The sequence below is a fragment of the Glycomyces rhizosphaerae genome (assembly GCF_042647865.1).
Classification (GTDB): domain Bacteria; phylum Actinomycetota; class Actinomycetes; order Mycobacteriales; family Micromonosporaceae; genus Glycomyces; species Glycomyces rhizosphaerae.
On sequence record NZ_JBHRWO010000020.1, the window covers coordinates 23957 to 40868 of the forward strand.

Below are 16912 nucleotides of genomic sequence, written 5' to 3' on the forward strand. Positions count from 1 at the left end.
CCAGTGGTTCGGCGCTGGCGCTCAGCGCCGCCGCGGCCATGGTGGCCGCGGTGACGACGGCCAGCAGTGCGATGCGCACCGCTCTGAGCCGTGTTCGGGATGGGGTGGCCATGGTTCGCCCTTCTCGTTGGGGTACTTGGCATCAACGGGCCCGGTGCCGAAAGTTTCAGGAGCTTCCGGAACCGCTGCGGCCGCATGAACAGGTTACCGATAAACATCGACAGATGTAAATGCCTCCTGGTGGTCCGCTTTGTACTGGAAGTTTCGCAACCGCGCCGACCCGCGCTGTCGGGCCCGAGCGGTACAGTCCAGGCATGACTGTGTTCGATGACCGAGGCCGCCCCGAACCGCCGGCCGACGGGGACGAGGCCGCGACCCTCTTGGGCTTTCTCAACTTCCAGCGCGCCACCCTCGGCTGGAAGACCGCGAACCTCGACGCCGAGGGGCTGAACCGCACCGTCGCCGCCTCGACCATGACCCTCGGCGGGCTGCTCAAGCACATGGCCTATGTGGAGACCAGTTGGTTCTCCCGGTCGCTGTTCGGCCGCCCGATGGGGGAGCCGTGGGACTCGGTCGACTGGAAGGCCGACCGCGACTGGGAGTGGCACTCGGCCCCGGACGACACTCCCGAAGCGCTGCAGGCCATCTGGCGCGAGAGCATCGAAGGGGCGGACGCCTTGATCGCCGAGGCCATGGCCGACGGCGGCCTCGGCCGGTCCGCGCACCGGGTCTGGCCGGACGGCCGCAGCCCCTCGCTGCGCTGGATCCTCTGCCACATGATCGAGGAGTACGCCCGCCACAACGGCCACGCCGACCTCATCCGCGAGTCGATCGACGGGGAGACCGGCGAATGAGCAAATCCGACCGAACCAGCCTGCAATGGAGGTGGGAGGCGCGGTAGCGACCGAACGGTGATTGCTGCTCGCGCAGGGCTTCAAACGCCGACCTCGTTGCGCTACGGTACGAAGACGTCACCCCTTTTGGCGTCGAATGCCAACGCAGAGAGGACATTCCATGCGCCGCACCACCGCGCGACTGCACCTTGTCAACGCCCTCACCGCCCCCGCCGCGAGGGCGCGACACGACCCCGACCGCTTCTTCGACCGGCTCCTGGAGGCCCAGCGCTCTGCCAACGCCGGCGTCGCGCTCACCGAAGAGGACGTGACCGAACTCCAGCACTTGCGCCGCTTCCTCGGGTTCATCGCCGAGGTCGAATCCCTGAGCGGCGTCGGCTGGCTCTCGGTGCGGGACATGGTGCAGGCCCGCATCCGCAACCGGTTCGTGGTGCGCCGCCTGCAGGCCGAGCACCCCGAGATCCGCGATGAACGGATCGACGCTCCGGTCTTCGTCATCGGCCTGCCCCGCACGGCCACCACCTTGACGCACAAGATCCTCGCGAACGCGCCCGGCGGGCGCGGGCCGTACATGTGGGAGATGGACAACATCGGCCTGCCCCGATCCGAGTCCGACATCGCCAAGCTCCGCAAGCAGACGCAGAAGCGCTTCGACCAGGTCCTGGCGCTGAGTCCGTCATGGACGCGGATCCACCCGGTCCGCGCCGACTGGGTCGAGGAGATCTACTTCCTGCTCAACCAGAGCCGCCTGCACAACACCATGGCGCCCATGCCGAAGTACGTCGAGTTCCTGCGTTCCTACGACGCCAGGCCCGACTACCGGTTCGTGCGCGAGGTGCTGCAGATCCTCCAGTTCCGGCGACCGCGACCGCGCTGGATGCTCAAGCACCCGGACTGCCTGGGCGAGACGGCGGCGATCCACCACGTGTTCCCGGACGCGAAGTTCGTGTGGACGCACCGGGACCCGCACACCGTCATGGGTTCGATGTGCTCGATGGCCGAGTCGCTCGGGTACCTCCACAACCACGCGAAGGGTGTAGACCCGAACGAGATCGGGCGGGTCTGGCTCTCGATCCTGCCCGAGATGGTCGAGCGGGCCCGGCGCGAACGCATCCAGATGCCGCGAGACGCCACTGTGGACGTCGCTTATCATGCGATGATGGCCGACCCGTTCAGGTATGTGCCGGAGCTGTTCGAGCAACTCGACTTGAAGTGGACCGACGCCGATGAGCGCAACCTCGAGGAGGCGCTCAACCGGCCGCGGGACCAGCGCGGCCACGAGTACTCGATGGTCCACTACGGTCTCGATCCGGCCATGGTCGACGAGGCCTTCGGCGACTACGGCCTGTTCGTGGACAACCTGACAGCCAGCAAACGCTGATCCCCGGGGCTCAGGCGGCGAACTCGATGCCGGTGAGGGCCACGCCGCGAAACGCGGCCAGCCGCTCGGCCTCGGCCTCGACGGCCTTCCGTTCGTCGCCATCGAGTTCGCTCCAGGGCTGGACGGCGACGGTGAACTTCTTGCCCGACTTGCGCGGGCGCCACAGCCCGGTGATCTCGCCGTCGACCAGGATCGCCCCGGGCCGCCCGAGGACGGGCCACAGCGCCTTGGCCTTGGCGGGGTCGGCCATGAGCGTCGACCGGTCGCGGGCCTGGAGGAACAGGTCGTAAGGCCCGAGCAGTCGCGTCCCCGACCCCTCGGCTCCTTGCAGCGCTTCAAGATCGGCTTCGAGCATCCACCGGGTCTCGCCGTCGGCCCCGTCCTCGACCGTGACCTCGACGGCGTCCTCGGGCCAGTGGGCCTTCACCTCACGGACCGGCGCGTCCACATACTCGGCGACCTGCTTGTGGGTGGCCGGACCGCACAGGTGGAGGTACGCGCGCACCGGGTCGAGCCGGTCGGCGTAGTCCTCGGCGACCGCGAAACCGGCCATCGGCTGGAGCATCGGCGGCGACGTGTCCGGCACCAGTTCCAGCCCGGCCTGCATCGCCGAGAGACGGAACGGCATCTCATAGAGGTGCACGGCGTCGCACGAGCGGCAGTACCGCTGGTACGGATCGGGCATCGCTTCGTGCAGGCGCGTCGACAACTCGCCTTTGACCATGGGCTCCTTGACGATCGCCCGCATCTGGCCGGCCACCGCGTCGAGCGCCTCCAGCACCGGGATGCCCGCGTCCTTCAACGGCTTCGACGCGTCGAAGATCCGCTTGGCCGCGTCGGCCTCCGACCACGGGGCGACGGCCGCGGCGACCTGCTCGACGTCGGCCCGCCGGTAGCAGTGCGGGGCCCCGCGCAGCGTCCAGAGCCACACCAGCTCCTCGTGGTGCTCCGCGGCGGCGCCGAGCCCGGCCGTGTCGACACCGCGGACTTCGAGGGCCCAGAGCGCCCCGTCGGGCCCGGTGTCCTGCACGCCGAGGTCGAGGGCCGCCGTGTCGGCGACGGTCCCGCGCTCGCGGTCGAGCTGCTGGGCGTGCACGCGGTAGCGCTGCACCTGCTGGCGTTGGATCATGTCCTCACGGTAGCGCCGGGGACCGACACGCGGGGTCCGTTCGAGGCCGGGGAAAACCTCGGGCGGTGCGATGAATCCGAGCGGCGGGGCTCGTCTTAACCGGCAAGAGCCCGATACTCCCCGGAAGGACCCGCCATCATGAGCGCCTTTGACCACACCGCCCCTGACACCGTTCTCGCCACCACCACGAATGACGGCCCCGGCCGTGCGCTGCACATCACCCTTTGGGTGCTCCAGATCCTGCTCGGCGCGTTCATGATCGTCGCCTCGGGCACGCCGAAGCTCTTCGGCGTCGAGGCCGCCGCCGAGGGCTTCGACCTCATCGGCTGGGGCGACTGGTTCATGTACCTCGTCGGCGCCTTGGAGATCGCCGGCGGCGTCGGCCTGCTCATCCCGCGCCTGTCGGGCCTGGCCGCGATCGGATTGAGCCTGCTGATGGTCGGCGCCGCGATCTTCAACGTCGCCGTCTTGGACTACCCGGTGATCACGCCGCTGCTCCTGCTGGTCTTCTTCGCGTTCGTCGCGTGGGGCCGCAGGTACCAGACGAAGCGGTTCTTCAAGCACGGCTTCAAGTCCGCAGAGTGACCCCTGAAAGCGAAGGGCCGGTGGCGTGCCACCGGCCCTTTCGCATGCCCGCAACGCAAGGCATGCCAACCATGAACTGCACCTGCTAACATATGTTGGCAGGTATTGGAGGCCGTATGGACGAAGGCATCCCGACCGGGGACGATCTGGTCGCGCTCCTGGCGACGCTCGCCAGCCCGCACCGGATGCGGGTCGTGGCCGCCCTCGCGGGCGGACGCAACTACGTGAGCCAACTGGCGCGGGACCTCGGCATCAGCCGGGCCCTGCTTCAGGTCCACCTCAAGAAGCTGGAAGCGTCCGGCCTGGTCACCTCCTCCCTCGAAGTGTCGGAGGACGGCAAGGCCATGAACTACTACGAGGTCGTCCCGTTCTCGGTGCACCTCACGCCCGAAGCCGTCGAGCGCGCCTCGGCGACCCTCACCCTCTGAGAAAGGACCGGCATGGACAGCCCCTACGACTGGCAGGAAATCATCGGCACCATCGGACTCTTCACCCTCCTCATCACCCTCGTGCTGAGCCTGGTGTGGCGCAAGGCGTTCCTCAAGCGCGCCGAGATGCAGATCCGACAGGACGACCGGTACAAGAAGCTCGCCGAACGCGCCGACGAGCACCGGGCCGAGCTCGCGCAGCAGCTCGCGGTCCTCAACGAGCGCATCGCCCGCATCGAGACCACCAACGCCGCGATCGAGGAGACCCTCAGAGTCGTCGAATAAGGCAGAGCAGAAGGCCCGAACCGTCGAGCGGCAACTCGACGACCCGGGCCGGGCGACAACGCCGGGCGTGACCCGGCGCCTTTCACCCAGGGAGACGAGCCACCTCGCCGCAGCCGTCAAGAACGGCACGGCGAGTTCCACAGGATCGGCCCCGTACGAACAGGAAAGCAGACCGTGCTGCACGACATCACCGCAGACCCCCGTGCCCAAGACGCCCCGCACACCCCGCGAACCCGCCGCGGCGTCGTCGCCGCCGTGGCCGACTGGTCCGCGCGCCGCCGGACGATCGCCATCGGCGGCTGGTTGGCCCTCGTGGCCCTCGCCGTCCTCTCCGGCGCACTCCCGCTGGGGGAGCAGGCCGACGCCCGCGACCCGGGCGAAGCGGGCGTCGCCGAAGACCTGATCGACGCCGCAGGCGGCCACGCCGTCCGCGAGAACGTCCTCATCACCGCCGAAGGCGACTACGCGAGCGACTCCGAAGCGCAGAACGCCACCGCAGAACTCGTGGCCGCCCTGACCGCGATCCCCGAGGCCGCCGGCGGCATCGGCTCTCCCATGAGCGAACACGGCGAACGCTGGATCGCCGCCGACGGCGACGCCGCCCTCGTCACCTTCGAAATCCTCGGCCCCGACGCGGCCTACGACGCCCACTACGAGAACGTCCTCGCCGCGGTCGCCGCCGTCCAAGACGACCACCCGGACGTCGAGATCCTGCAGGCGGGCGACGCGACCCTCTCGGGCGCGGTCGAAGCGGGCATCAAGGACGACATGACGCGCGCCGAGACCACCTCGCTGCCGCTCACGATCCTCGTCCTCCTCGCCGTCTTCGGATCACTTGTCGCCGCAGGACTCCCGCTGCTGCTCGCCGCCACCAGCGTCGCCGGCGCCTTCGGCCTCCTCGGGCTCCTCGCCCAATGGGTGCCGTTCAACAGCGCCGCCTCCGCGATCGTCCTGCTCATCGGCATGGCCGTGGGCATCGACTACTCGCTGTTCTACCTCCGCCGCTTCAGAGAAGAACGCGCCGCCGGCAGCGACACCGCCGCAGCGCTGCGCACCACCGCCCGCACCTCCGGCCACGTCGTGGCCGCCTCCGGCCTCACCGTCATCGTCTGCATGGCCGGGCTCCTCATCACCGGCATCGACGTCCTCAATGGACTGGCGCTCGGCACCGTTCTCGTCGTCGGCCTCGCCGTCCTCGGCTCCGTCACGTTCCTGCCCGCCCTCCTCGCCACCCTGCGACACCGCGTCGACGCCGCCCGCATCCCCTGGCTCGGCAAGCGCCGCATCAAAGCCGAACCGTCCCGCTTCTGGGCGCGCATCGCCTCCACAGTCGTGCGCAGGCCGATCCTCACCGGCGGCGTCGCCGCCGTCCTCCTCCTCATCGTCGCCACACCGATCCTCGGACTCCGCCTCCAAGACGCCGCCGTCACCGCGAGCCTCCCAACCGGCCTCTCACCCGCAGTCGACGCCGCCACCACCATGCAAGAACACTTCCCCGGCTCCGCCACCGCCGCCCGAGTCGTCATCGCCCCCAACGAGAACGAGACCCTCAACCCTGCCGCGACCGACACCGCCGTCGAAGCCCTCCACGACCAAGTCGCCGCCAGCGACGGCCGACTCCTCGAACCCGTCACCACCACCGCCGTCGGCGACACCATCGTCATCCGCGTCCCCCTCGCCGGCGACATCACCGACCCCGAAGCCGATGCGGCCCTGGCGCACCTGCGCGACCAAGCACTCCCGGCCGCCTTCGACGACACCGCGGCCGACATCGCCGTCACCGGCAAGACCGCGCTCCCGCACGACTTCACCGAGCAACTCGCGGCCCGCACCCCCTACGTGATCGCGTTCATCCTGCTGCTCGCCTTCGCCCTACTGGCCATCACCTTCCGGTCCTGGGCCATCCCGCTCGCCTCGATCGCCCTCAACCTCCTGTCGATCGGCGCGGCCTGCGGCGCACTCGCCTGGGTCTTCCAAGGCGGCCACCTCGAAGGACTGCTCGGCTTCACGTCCTACGGCGGCGTCGTCAGCTGGATCCCGCTGTTCATGTTCATCATCCTGTTCGGACTGAGCATGGACTACCACATCTTCGTACTCAGCCGCGTCGCCGAACGCCGCCTCACCGGCGCTGCGAACCACGACGCCATCGTCGGCGGCATCGCCGCCAGCGCCGGCGTCGTCTCCAGTGCCGCGCTCATCATGACCGGCGTCTTCTCGGTGTTCGTGACGCTCTCGGCGATCGAGTACAAGATGCTCGGCCTGGGCATGGCCCTGGCGATCCTCATCGACGCGACGATAGTGCGCGGCGTGCTGCTCCCGGCGGCGATGTCGCTCATGGGCGACCGCGCGTGGGGAAGGGCGGCTCATACCTGAGGTGAGTCGCCGCTGAGCCGCTACACCACAGGTTTCGGCCCAGTGGCAACTACAGGGGGGACGCGCCCGCGGGCGCGTCCCCTTAGCGTCGCTCCACAACGACCAGAGGAGGCATCATGCGGCCCAAAGGCGTGACCAGGATCGGGGCCGTCGTCGCGGTGGTCGCGGCGACGCCGTCGGTGGGAGCGGCGGCGTCGGCGGGCGACAAGGGCGGTGGCCAGGCGGCGTTCTCCACGACCTCGATCTCGCCGCCGCCTACTCCGACCGGAGCGCGCTGCTCGCGCAAGGGGGGATCGCGGCCTCCGGCCGACCCTTGGAGGTCTTCACCGCCAAGCGGCTCAGCGAGGCGTACCGCCAGCCGGTCAAAGTGGAACTGGATGCGGAAACCATTGTGCCCCATGTGATCCCTCCTACGGTGATCCTGTCCGTTCGGGCCTGTCCCGAACCGGTGACGCAAGCATGGACCCCCGTACCTGAAGCCAGTCTTAAGCCGCCTGAAGCCGACTTCAGGTTCAACCGGGGCAGGATCGGCGACATCCCGGCCGGTCCCCACGCCGCATTCAGTGAGGCCTCTCGGGCAAGGAGCGTGTGCCGGACCCCGGCCCGACACGGTGTCTGCTAGACATTTCCCATGGCTGACAAACCCGGATTGCCCCTGCGCAGAAGTCTCGCGAACACCCCACCGCTCACCGCCGGCATCCTCCTCGGCATCGGCCTTGCCATCGCCACCGCCGCCGTCTGGGCGGTGCAGGAGCTCAGTACCGTCATCACGGCCCTCATCGTCGCCGCCTTCCTCGCGGTCGGCCTCGAACGCATCATCAGCGGCATGACCAAGCGCGGCATGCCCCGCTGGCTCGCGATGACCCTGCTCTTCCTCGGCATCGCCATCGTCTTCTGCGGCGGCATCGCCGCGATCATCCCCGCGATCGTCCGCGAGTCCGCCGAGTTCGTCGACAACGCCCCCGGCTACTACGAATCCTTCATGAACAGCAGGCTCGCGGACGCCTTCGGCGGCGAGTCCGGCCTGCTCAAACGCGCCGAAGGCGTCCTCACCGCGGCGAACATGACCAAGGCCCTCGGCGGCGTCGCCGGCGGCGTCGCGTCCTTCTTCGGCGGTCTGGTGTGGACGATCACCACGATCCTGCTGACCGTCTTCATCCTCGCCGCCTACGTCCAGCTCCGCAGGGGCATGGTCCGCCTCGTCGCCGCCTCCCAGCGCGAGCAGACCGACCGCATCATCGAGGGCATCCTCCGCCAGATCGGCTCGTACCTGATCGGCGCGCTGGCCATCGGGGCGCTCGCCGGGATCTCCTCGTGGATCTTCATGGCAATCGTGGGCATCCCCTACGGTGCGCTGCTGGCGCTCCTGGTCGCCCTGCTCGATCTCATCCCGCAGATCGGCGCCACGATCGGCGCGGTCGTGGTCACGCTCGTCGCGCTCGCCACCTCGCCCATGACGGCCGTGGCCTCGGCGGTCTTCTTCATCGCCTACCAGCAGTTGGAGAACTGGGTCATCTACCCGACGGTCATGCGCAGCGCGGTGAAGGTCTCGAATCTCGCCGCGATCGTCGCGGTGCTCGTCGGCGGCACCCTGTTCGGCGTGGTCGGCATCGTCCTGTCGGTCCCGATCTACGCCGCGATCCGCTTGATCGGCAAGGAACTCGTCCTCCCTCGCCTCGACAACTCCTGATTCGACTCCGGTCGCTCAGGAGCACCGACGCATAGAGGCCGGTGGCGCATACCCGCACGCGCCACCGGCCTCGTTTTCGCCATCCAGGATAGAACGCCGCCGCAACCCACCCGTTCTGACCACCTTGAACGTCCGGGATCGGGCGGGCGGGGGTGTCGGTTCGTCGACTCATACTGCGGGGCAAACGCTTGTGAAGAAGCCGTCTGTCCGATAAGTTCATCGAAATATCGGAATATGTTCCGATAGTTTCAATGAGCCCTTGGAGGCTACGTGCAACAACGCCGACGGCGGCCGCGTCATCAACCTCATCAACAACCGCGACACCGCCGTCTCGATGGACCTCGCGCTGACCGGAACCCAAGCGGGGGAGACGCTCACGACGTACCAGACCGACGAGACCCACGCACTCGAAATCGTCGGCCAGTCCCCGCTCACCGGACCCCAGACCACCGTCGACCTCGCCCCGCGGTCGGTGACCACCCTGGTCATCGAAGCCGACGACGCCGCATCGTGCCAGGCACACGTCGAGGTCGTCGCCGACTGGGGCTCCGGCTGGCTGGGCAAGGCGACCATCGAGGCAGGCGACGAGCCGGTCGTCGGCTGGGACCTGACCTGGAACTGGCCCGGCACGCAGCGCGTCCAGCGCCTCTGGAACGCCGAGTGGACCCAGACGGGCAACGCCATGACCGCCTCGGACGTCGGCTGGAACGCCCGCATCGCCGCCGGCGACTCCCGTGACGTCTTCGGCTTCACAGCGACCGGCCCGGCTGCCCCACTCGAATTCACCTGCTAGACGCCCCTCCTCCCGGCCGGCCCGCACGCCGAGGGCCGGCCGGTCGGCGGATCCGGACCGGATCGAGGCGCCGCCACGGCAATGGCGCCTAGACTTGGAGGTCAGACCTCTCGATGGCACGAAGCCAAGCGTCGAACGCGTCAGAGGAGATGAGCACCATGCAAGCGAAAGTCGGTGACCGCCTGCGTTTCAGAGGACGACTTGTCGGCATGAAAGACCACACTGCGGAGGTCGTGGCAGTGCTCGGCGAAAACGGGCAACCGCCGTACCGGGTCCGCCACGACGACGGCCACGAAGCGCTCGTCGTTCCCGAGTCCGACTGCGTGGTCGAGCACCAGAACGGGGATCGCTCCGCCTGAACTAGGCACCGCCGCAGCGGGTATGGAAGCGGCGCTCGAGACGCATCGGGCGCGGTCGGTCCACTTCGGGGATCGGGATACAGTCGATGGCGAAGAGGCCTTGGGGGACAAGGGCTCCACCCCGATGGAAGGACACCCCGATGAGCGACGGCGACACCACCACGATCTTCGAGCGGGTCGGCGGCGAGGAGCATCTGCGCCGGACCGTTGACGCCTTCTACGGTTCAGTGCTCAAGGACCCGGTCCTGCAGCCGCTGTTCGGCGCAGGTGCCGCCCACCACGTGGACCACCTCACCGCATTCCTCGCCGAAGTCTTCGGCGGCCCGACCCACTACACCGATGAACTCGGCGGGTTCGGCACGATCCTCACCGCCCACCGGGGCCTCGCCATTACCGACGAGCAGCGCACCCGCTTCATCGAACTGTTCGACCAGGCGGTCAGCGACCAGGACCTGACCGGCGACGACGAGCTCCGGGCCTCGCTCCACGAGTACATCGTCTTCGGCACCGAAGTGGCGCAGGTGAACTCGCACGCCAAGGGCGAAGACGACCTTCACCCCTGCCAGGAAGTGCCGCACTGGCCATAGCGGCAAGGAGATGCGTCGCGGCGCGCCCGCGCTCGATATAGGGCATGCCCCTTCCCACCCGCATCCGCCTCCGACCAACCGAAAACTACACACTCCCATATGGGTCCGACACACGAGTGTTCGCGCAGATCAGGGCGTTGAATGAGCCGTGAGCCGTGAGCCGTGAGCCGTGAGCCGTGAGCCGTGAGCCGTGAGCCGTGAGCCGTGAGCCGTCAGAGGTCAGTCGCGAGAGGCGAGGCGCTCAGCCGGTGGCGAGTTTGGCGGCGAAGGCGATCATGACCGCGCCGACGAGGCCGTTGCCCGCCGCGGCGAGGCGGCGGCGCCGACGGAACGTCTGGGCGAGGCCGTCACCTGCGACGATGAGCGTCGACAGGTACGCCATCGAGCACACCTGAAGGATCACGAAGAGCACGCCGTAGCTGAGCACCGGCCACGCATACGACGGATCCACGAACTGCACGAAGAACGCGACGAAGAACAAGATCGCCTTGGGGTTCAAGAGACTCGCGATGAGCGCGCGGACGAACGGCCGCTCATTCGGCGCCGCCTCAGCGAGCGCCTTGACCTCCAGCGGCTCGCCGCGGCGTGCGGCCCGCCAGGTCTTCCAGCCCCCGCGCAGCAGCCCGAACGCGAGATACGCCAAGTACACGACGCCCGCCCAGCGGATGAGGTTGTACAGCACCGGCGAAGCCGCGAACATCGAAGCTAGCCCTGCCGCCGAAGCCACCATCAGCACCGAGTCGCCGAGAAACACCCCCGTCGCGGCCTGGAACCCGGCGCGCCGACCCTTCCGCGAAGCCACCGACAGCACATACAGCGAGTTCGGTCCCGGCAGCAGGATGATGAGCACAGTGGCGACGACATAGGTCCACAGGTCGACGGTGCCGAACACGGGCGGTTCCTCTCAAGGGGGCCTTGCTCTCGAAAACGGCGTCAGGCCGCGCGCGGACGTCAGGATCGGAGGGGCCGGATCCCGACGGCGCACCGCTCTCGCACTACCGGAGCGAAACGTCGCCAGTCTATTGCCGCGCGGACGGCAGCGGCAACCGTGATCTCATGAGTTCCGCTCGAATCGACCCTGGCATGCGGATGCGGTGATGGCGGCATGTGACATATCACCGGTCACATGGCACTCTCCGGTTACAGGCGCCGCCGGCTCAAGTGCTCGCCGATCGGCGCTGGCGCACCATGCCCCTGAGTAGTTCCTTCGGGCCGGGCGCGGGAGGCAACTGCTCGGATCCGCTCTCTGAGAAGGCCCTGAGCATTTGGCCCACCAGCCGCTTCGACGCGGCGGGACCCGCGTCGCCGGCCGTGCTGAGGACGCCCGCGTTGGCCATCAAGAGGATCGGCAGGTCCTCGGGGGAGAAGTCCTCCCGCAGGCGGCCCTCCTTCTTCGCCCGGCCGATCAGCGCCGTGAACGCCTCGAACGCCTCCTGGCGCTGGCGCTCGAGCACCTTGACCGAGCCGTAGTTCATCGTGAGGACCTCGGCGAACCCGCGGTTGGCCGCTTGCAGCCCGCAGACCGTCTCGATGTAGCCCCGGAAGCCGTCCCAGGCGCTCTCCTCGTCCCGCGCGGCCACCGCCGCGGCCCGGTTCTGCTCCATAGCGTCCGCGAAGACCGCCGCGACCAGGTCGGTGCGGGTGGGGAACCGGCGGAAGAGCGTCGCGATGCCGACCTCCGCCGTGCGGGCGATGCACGCCATCGAGGCGCTGAGCCCGTCGCGCTGGTAGACCTTCCGGGCCGCCTCGATGATTCGGTCGCGGTTCTGCTCGGCATCGGCGCGCAGGCGCCGGGCGCGCTTGCAGGCGGAGGTCTCACGGCTCGGTTCCATGCCCACATCCTAACCAAGTGGAATGCCCTATCCGGTTAGGTTGTTAGACTCGGTGTCGCTAACTGGATAACCCGCTCCACTTCTGGGGCGGTCCACCCAAACCTCTGTCAGGGAGATTGCCCCCATGAACGTGTTCCTCTGGATCCTCCAAAGCGTGCTCGCCCTCGCCTTCATCGCGGCGGGCGTGATGAAGGCGACCCAGCCGAAGGAGAAACTCGCCCCGAAGATGTCGTGGGTGAACGACTTTTCTTCCGGCGGAGTCAAATTCGTCGGCGTCGCCGAGTTCGCCGGCGGTGTCGGCCTGATCCTGCCGGCCCTCACCGGCATCGCCGTGATCCTGACCCCCATCGCCGCGGCGGCCCTCGCGCTCACGATGCTCCTGGCCGCGCTCTACCACGTCCGCAAGGGGGAGTGGAACACGATCGGGTCCAGCATCGTGCTCCTGATCCTGTCGGCCGTCGTCGCCTGGGGCCGATTCGGCCCCTACCCCTTCTAGCGAGTACGCAGGCGGGCCCCGAACCGCCCGTCGCCGTTCATGTTGCGGCGCCCGCCCGCAGGCGCCGCAACATCCTCGCGTCAGCGAAGCCGACAGCCCGCGCAGCCGACTCGACCGTGGCACCCTGCCCGACGAGGTGCTCGGCGCGTTCGAGCCGCAGCTCCGACTGGTACTGGAGCGGGGTCATCCCCACCGCCTGCGCGAACAGCCTCGTAAGGGTCCGCTGCGAGACACCGGACTCGGCCGCGAGATCGGGCAGACGCAGGTGCTTAGTGAAATGGGCGTCGATGCGGTCCTGGACCCGGTGCACTGTGTCCGACAAGTGCGAGCGGTGGCGCAGCATCGCGCTCGACTGCGGTTCATCGCCGTTGCGGCGGGCGAACACCACCATGCTGCGCGCGACCTTCGCGGCAACGGCCGGTCCGTGCCGCACCGCGACGAGATGCAAGGCCAGATCGATGCCGCTGGCGATGCCCGCGGAGGTGATGACCCGGTCGTCCTCAGTGAATAGCACGTCACGTACCACTGCCGCTTCGGGGAAACGCCGCGCCAGCTCCTCCTGCAGGTCGTGATGTGTGGTGCACCGGCGCCCGTCGAGCAGGCCCGCCTGCCCGAGTGCGAACGCGCCCGAGCAGACGCTCGCGATCGCGCCACCGCGTCCATGGTGGTCGACCAGGTGCCCGACCTGCGCCGCGGAAAGCCGCGGGCCTCCCGCGGTCTTGGGGGAGCGCCAGCCCGGGACCATGACCAGATCGTCCGCGCCGAGCTCCGGCCACACGGTCTCGGCCTGCAACGGGAGCCCTTGGGCCGAAGGCACTTCCGAGTGCTCCGCGACGAACCGCAGCCGGTAGGTCGCGCCCGCGCCCTCCTCGGCCAGCACGTCCGCAGCGGTCGAGAAGACCTGCGCCGCACCCGCCAGATCGAGCAGATGCAGCTTCGGCACCAGTAGGAAGACCACCTCGGACACCGCGTTCCCCCTAGCGTTCAAGCCCCCGCGCTCACGCTCGAGCGGCAGCACGATCCTGCCACTCGCCCACCAGCGCGTCCACCCCCGTCACCGTCGCGAAGCGCCCCGACAGCGCGTACTCGGTCCGCTCGATGATCGCGTCCGTCCCGAGCGTGCGAGGGTCCGCGAGGATCTCCTCCAGGCTCCGGCCCTGGGGCGCGTCGCGGTGCGCGACCGGGTTGGTCGCGGTCGCATCGGTGACGAACACGGTCCGGTAGCCCAGGTCGGAGGCGACCCGCGCGTTCGTCTCGCAGCACTGCTCGGTGCGGATGCCCGTCACCGCGACCTCGCCGACGCCGTGCTGCGTCAGGAGCTGCTGCGCGTTCGTGGTGGTGAAGGCGTTGTGCGAGGTCTTGATCAGCTCCGGTTCGCCCGCAAGGGGTTCGAGCCCGGGCAGGTACTCGACGTAGCCGCTCGCGGGGTCGAACACGTTGCCGCTGCCCGGTTCGGCGTGGCGGATCCACACCACCAGGTCGCCGTTGTCGCGGGCGGTCTCGACGAGCGGATTGATCTTGTCGACGATGTCGGGGTTCGACATCGCGGCCCACATGGGGAGCCGGCGGAAGGATTCCTGGACGTCGATGACGAAGAGTGCGGTTCTCATGGGTGCAATCCTCGTGTGCCCGAGGCCTTGCGGCCAGGCACGATCGCGCCGCGGTGCGGACCGATCTGGTCACCGAAGAGGCCGTGCCGCCCGCTCCTTCGGCACCCGGTCTTGACCCGGTCGGGCGGCTATGGAACGGACGGCACGGCGTACTGAGGGTGTTCGAGGGTCTGCCTACAGAGTGCCCAAGGTCCGCAACCCCGGGAGCGCCTTGCCGTCGAAGTCGAACAGCGCCTGGTTCTCCCAGCCGTTCCCGCTGGCCGGGTCGGCCGGGTCCCAACCCGCGCCCGCGACGCCGGTCCAGGTGGCCTCCCACCAGAACAGGCCCTTGCCGAGGCCGTTCGGCACGGCCTTGACCACGTCCGCGATCGCCTCGATCCAGTACGACTGGTTCTCCGGGCTCGACGGGAATCCCGCGACCGGCTCGGGGTCGGTCATGATGTTCGCGAACCCGTCCGAGTCCTCGGTGGTGAACGGGTACGCCGTCTCGACCACATAGAGCGGCTTGCCGTACCGGGTCGCCAGGTCGTTCAGGTTCGCGGCGAGCCCGGACAGTTCGCCGTGCCAGTACGGGTAGAACGAGGCGCCGATCGCTTCGAACGGCACGCCGTTCGCCACCGCGTTGTCGAAGAACCACTGGAACGCGCCCGCGTTGCCGCCCTCGGCCAGGTGCAGGATCGTCTGCGCCTTGGGGAGGACGTCGGCCACCGCGTCGCAGCCGGCCGTGAGCAGCTCGGCCATCTGCTCCAGCTGGTCCCATTTGCCGTCGGGCCAGATCAGCCCGCCGTTGGTCTCGTTGCCGACCTGCACGAGGCCCGGTTTGACCCCGGCGTCCTTGAGCGCGCCCAGGACGTCGGCGGTGTGCTCGTACACCGCCGTCTTCAGCTCGGCGAAGCTCAAGTCGGCCCAGGCCGCGGGCTTGTACTGCTTGCCCGGGTCGGCCCACGTGTCCGAGTAGTGGAAGTCGACCAGGAGGTCCATCCCGGCCCGCTTGGCGCGCTTGCCGAGTTCGACCACCTGGGTCTTGGTGTTGTAGCCGTCGGCGGGGTCGACCCACACCTTGGCGCGGATGCAGTTGACGCCGTTCTCGGCGAGGATCTCAACCGCGTCGCCGCGGGTGCCGTCCGCGCGGCGGTAGACCGCGCCGAAGTCCTCGTTCTTGATCAGGCCCGAGATGTCGGCGCCGCGGACGAAGGCCTGATTGGGCCGGCCGCGGTCGTTCTCGGCGGCGAGCGCCGGTGCGGTGGCCGCGGCGGCGACGCCGAGGGCGCCGGCCGCGACGAGCGCGGATCTGCGTTTCATGGTGGTCGTCTCTTTCGGTCGAGGAGTCGGGGAAGGCGGGCCGGTCCCCGCGATGCGGGGCGGGGACCGGCCCGTTCGGGGGGAGGAAGGTCTACAGCGTCCCGAGGGTCTTCAGCGCCGGGGTGGCCTTCCACGCGAAGTCGAACAGGGCCTGGTTCTCCCAGCCGTTCTTGCTGTTCGGGTCGTACGGGTCCCAGCCGTTGCCCGTCACCGCGGTCCAGGTGGCCTCCCACCAGAACACGCCCGCGCCCCGGCCGTTCGGGACGGCCTTCACGACGTTGGCGATCGCCGTCAGCATGTTCGACTGGCCCGTGTAGCTCGCCGGGTAGCCGGACACCGGGGTCGCGGCGCTGATGATGTTGCCGAAACCGTCCCGGTCGCCGGGGTTGAACGGGTACGCGGTCTCGACCACGTACACCGGTTTGCCGTAGCGCGAGGCCATGTCGTTGAGGTTGGACTGGAGGCCCGAGAGCGAGCCGTGCCAGTACGGGTAGTACGAGGCGCCGATGGTGTCCCACGTGACCCCGCGGGCCTGCATGGCGTCGAAGAACCAGCGGAACACCGAGTTGTTGCCGCCCTCGGCGAGGTGCAGCATGACCTTCGCGGCCGGGACGGTCGCGCGGACGGCGCTGGCGCCCGAGATGAGGAACTGCGCGAGGTTGTCGAGCTGGTCGTAGCGGCCGGTGGGCCACAGCATGCCGGCGTTGAGCTCGTTGCCGACCTGGACCATCTGCGGGGCCGCGCCTGCGGAGACCATGGCGCCGAGGACGTCGGCGGTGTGGTTGTAGATCGCGGTCTTCAGCTGCGCGACACTGTAGTTCGCCCAGGCGGCGGGCTTGGTCTGCGCGCCCGGATCGGCCCACGTGTCGGTGTAGTGGAAGTCGACGAGGACGTTCATTCCGGCGGCGCGGGCGCGCTTGGCGACGTTGACGACGTGGGTCTTGTTGTTGTAGCCGTCGGCGGGGTTGACCCAGACCTTGAGGCGGATCCAGTTGACGCCGCTCTTCTGGAGGATCCAGATCGCGTCCTCCCGCCAGCCGTCGGCCCACATGTACACGCCGCCCTTGGCTTCGGACTTGGCGAGGCTGGAGATGTCGGCGCCGCGCGCGAACGCGGTCTGGGCCTGGGCGGACTCGGCGGCGCCGAGTGCCAGGGCCGGCGCGGCGAGGGCCGCGACGGCGGTGGTGAGGGCTGTTCTTCGCTTCATT

The 16912-nt window shown here is 68.9% G+C and carries 19 protein-coding genes; 11 read left to right on the top strand and 8 right to left on the bottom strand.

Annotated elements, in window-relative coordinates; all coding sequences use genetic code 11:
• The first annotated feature begins 314 nt into the window (after nucleotides 1-314).
• Nucleotides 315-854, top strand: coding sequence for a DinB family protein (locus ACFO8M_RS19290; protein ID WP_387978555.1), 540 nt, complete (start codon nucleotides 315-317; stop codon nucleotides 852-854).
• Nucleotides 855-1014: 160 nt separating this feature from the next.
• Nucleotides 1015-2235, top strand: a complete 1221-nt coding sequence (locus ACFO8M_RS19295) for a sulfotransferase family protein (protein ID WP_387978557.1) — start codon at nucleotides 1015-1017, stop codon at nucleotides 2233-2235.
• A 10-nt stretch (nucleotides 2236-2245) separates the two neighbouring features.
• Here ACFO8M_RS19295 and ACFO8M_RS19300 read toward each other — a convergent pair whose 3' ends face one another.
• Complete coding sequence (locus ACFO8M_RS19300; RefSeq protein ID WP_387978559.1) at nucleotides 2246-3364, bottom strand: winged helix DNA-binding domain-containing protein; 1119 nt, start codon at nucleotides 3362-3364, stop codon at nucleotides 2246-2248.
• Between the two features lie 138 nt (nucleotides 3365-3502).
• On the opposite strand from ACFO8M_RS19300, the gene ACFO8M_RS19305 reads away from it, so the two are divergent.
• The 4 genes from ACFO8M_RS19305 (at nucleotide 3503) to ACFO8M_RS19320 (ending at nucleotide 7035) form a co-directional block, all read left to right on the top strand.
• Nucleotides 3503-3949, top strand: coding sequence for a DoxX family protein (locus ACFO8M_RS19305; RefSeq protein ID WP_387978561.1), 447 nt, complete (start codon nucleotides 3503-3505; stop codon nucleotides 3947-3949).
• Between the two features lie 116 nt (nucleotides 3950-4065).
• Nucleotides 4066-4377: an ArsR/SmtB family transcription factor gene (locus tag ACFO8M_RS19310; protein WP_387978563.1), complete on the top strand. Its 312-nt coding sequence runs from the start codon at nucleotides 4066-4068 to the stop codon at nucleotides 4375-4377.
• A 12-nt stretch (nucleotides 4378-4389) separates the two neighbouring features.
• A complete protein-coding gene (locus ACFO8M_RS19315) occupies nucleotides 4390-4662 on the top strand; it encodes a hypothetical protein (RefSeq protein WP_387978565.1) in 273 nt (90 codons plus the stop codon).
• Nucleotides 4663-4836: 174 nt separating this feature from the next.
• Complete coding sequence (locus tag ACFO8M_RS19320; RefSeq protein WP_387978567.1) at nucleotides 4837-7035, top strand: MMPL family transporter; 2199 nt, start codon at nucleotides 4837-4839, stop codon at nucleotides 7033-7035.
• An 82-nt stretch (nucleotides 7036-7117) separates the two neighbouring features.
• Here the strand turns inward: ACFO8M_RS19320 and ACFO8M_RS19325 are convergent, their stop codons facing one another.
• The gene (locus tag ACFO8M_RS19325; protein WP_387978569.1) at nucleotides 7118-7435 is read right to left on the bottom strand and encodes a hypothetical protein; all 318 of its coding nucleotides are present in this window, start codon (nucleotides 7433-7435) and stop codon (nucleotides 7118-7120) included.
• A 231-nt stretch (nucleotides 7436-7666) separates the two neighbouring features.
• Between ACFO8M_RS19325 and ACFO8M_RS19330 the strand changes: the two genes are divergently transcribed.
• From ACFO8M_RS19330 to ACFO8M_RS19345, 4 genes are all read left to right on the top strand, one after another.
• Nucleotides 7667-8725, top strand: a complete 1059-nt coding sequence (locus ACFO8M_RS19330) for an AI-2E family transporter (RefSeq protein ID WP_387978570.1) — start codon at nucleotides 7667-7669, stop codon at nucleotides 8723-8725.
• Nucleotides 8726-8984: 259 nt separating this feature from the next.
• Complete coding sequence (locus ACFO8M_RS19335; RefSeq protein WP_387978572.1) at nucleotides 8985-9518, top strand: cellulose binding domain-containing protein; 534 nt, start codon at nucleotides 8985-8987, stop codon at nucleotides 9516-9518.
• A 158-nt stretch (nucleotides 9519-9676) separates the two neighbouring features.
• Entirely contained in the window at nucleotides 9677-9877 is a 201-nt protein-coding gene (locus ACFO8M_RS19340) for a DUF1918 domain-containing protein (protein ID WP_387978945.1), read from the top strand.
• Nucleotides 9878-10017: 140 nt separating this feature from the next.
• Entirely contained in the window at nucleotides 10018-10464 is a 447-nt protein-coding gene (locus tag ACFO8M_RS19345; RefSeq protein WP_387978574.1) for a group II truncated hemoglobin, read from the top strand.
• A 241-nt stretch (nucleotides 10465-10705) separates the two neighbouring features.
• On the opposite strand, the gene leuE is transcribed toward ACFO8M_RS19345, so the two are convergent.
• Both leuE and ACFO8M_RS19355 read right to left on the bottom strand, forming a co-directional pair.
• Nucleotides 10706-11356 (bottom strand): leucine efflux protein LeuE, encoded by a 651-nt coding sequence (gene leuE, locus ACFO8M_RS19350; protein WP_387978576.1) that lies wholly within the window; start codon nucleotides 11354-11356, stop codon nucleotides 10706-10708.
• A 265-nt stretch (nucleotides 11357-11621) separates the two neighbouring features.
• Nucleotides 11622-12296 carry a TetR/AcrR family transcriptional regulator gene (locus ACFO8M_RS19355; protein ID WP_387978578.1) on the bottom strand — a complete coding sequence of 225 codons (675 nt, stop codon included), beginning with the start codon at nucleotides 12294-12296 and terminating at the stop codon, nucleotides 11622-11624.
• A 124-nt stretch (nucleotides 12297-12420) separates the two neighbouring features.
• Here ACFO8M_RS19355 and ACFO8M_RS19360 point away from each other — a divergent pair, with 124 nt between their 5' ends.
• A complete protein-coding gene (locus ACFO8M_RS19360; protein ID WP_387978580.1) occupies nucleotides 12421-12792 on the top strand; it encodes a DoxX family protein in 372 nt (123 codons plus the stop codon).
• A gap of 37 nt (nucleotides 12793-12829) precedes the next feature.
• On the opposite strand, the gene ACFO8M_RS19365 is transcribed toward ACFO8M_RS19360, so the two are convergent.
• From ACFO8M_RS19365 to ACFO8M_RS19380, 4 genes are all read right to left on the bottom strand, one after another.
• Nucleotides 12830-13759 (bottom strand): GlxA family transcriptional regulator, encoded by a 930-nt coding sequence (locus ACFO8M_RS19365; RefSeq protein WP_387978582.1) that lies wholly within the window; start codon nucleotides 13757-13759, stop codon nucleotides 12830-12832.
• A gap of 31 nt (nucleotides 13760-13790) precedes the next feature.
• Nucleotides 13791-14402 carry a cysteine hydrolase family protein gene (locus tag ACFO8M_RS19370; protein ID WP_387978584.1) on the bottom strand — a complete coding sequence of 204 codons (612 nt, stop codon included), beginning with the start codon at nucleotides 14400-14402 and terminating at the stop codon, nucleotides 13791-13793.
• A 174-nt stretch (nucleotides 14403-14576) separates the two neighbouring features.
• On the bottom strand, nucleotides 14577-15704 hold the full coding sequence (locus tag ACFO8M_RS19375; protein ID WP_387978586.1) for a glycoside hydrolase family 53 protein: 1128 nt from the start codon (nucleotides 15702-15704) through the stop codon (nucleotides 14577-14579).
• Between the two features lie 91 nt (nucleotides 15705-15795).
• The gene (locus tag ACFO8M_RS19380; RefSeq protein WP_387978588.1) at nucleotides 15796-16911 is read right to left on the bottom strand and encodes a glycoside hydrolase family 53 protein; all 1116 of its coding nucleotides are present in this window, start codon (nucleotides 16909-16911) and stop codon (nucleotides 15796-15798) included.
• Nucleotide 16912: the final 1 nt, after the last annotated feature.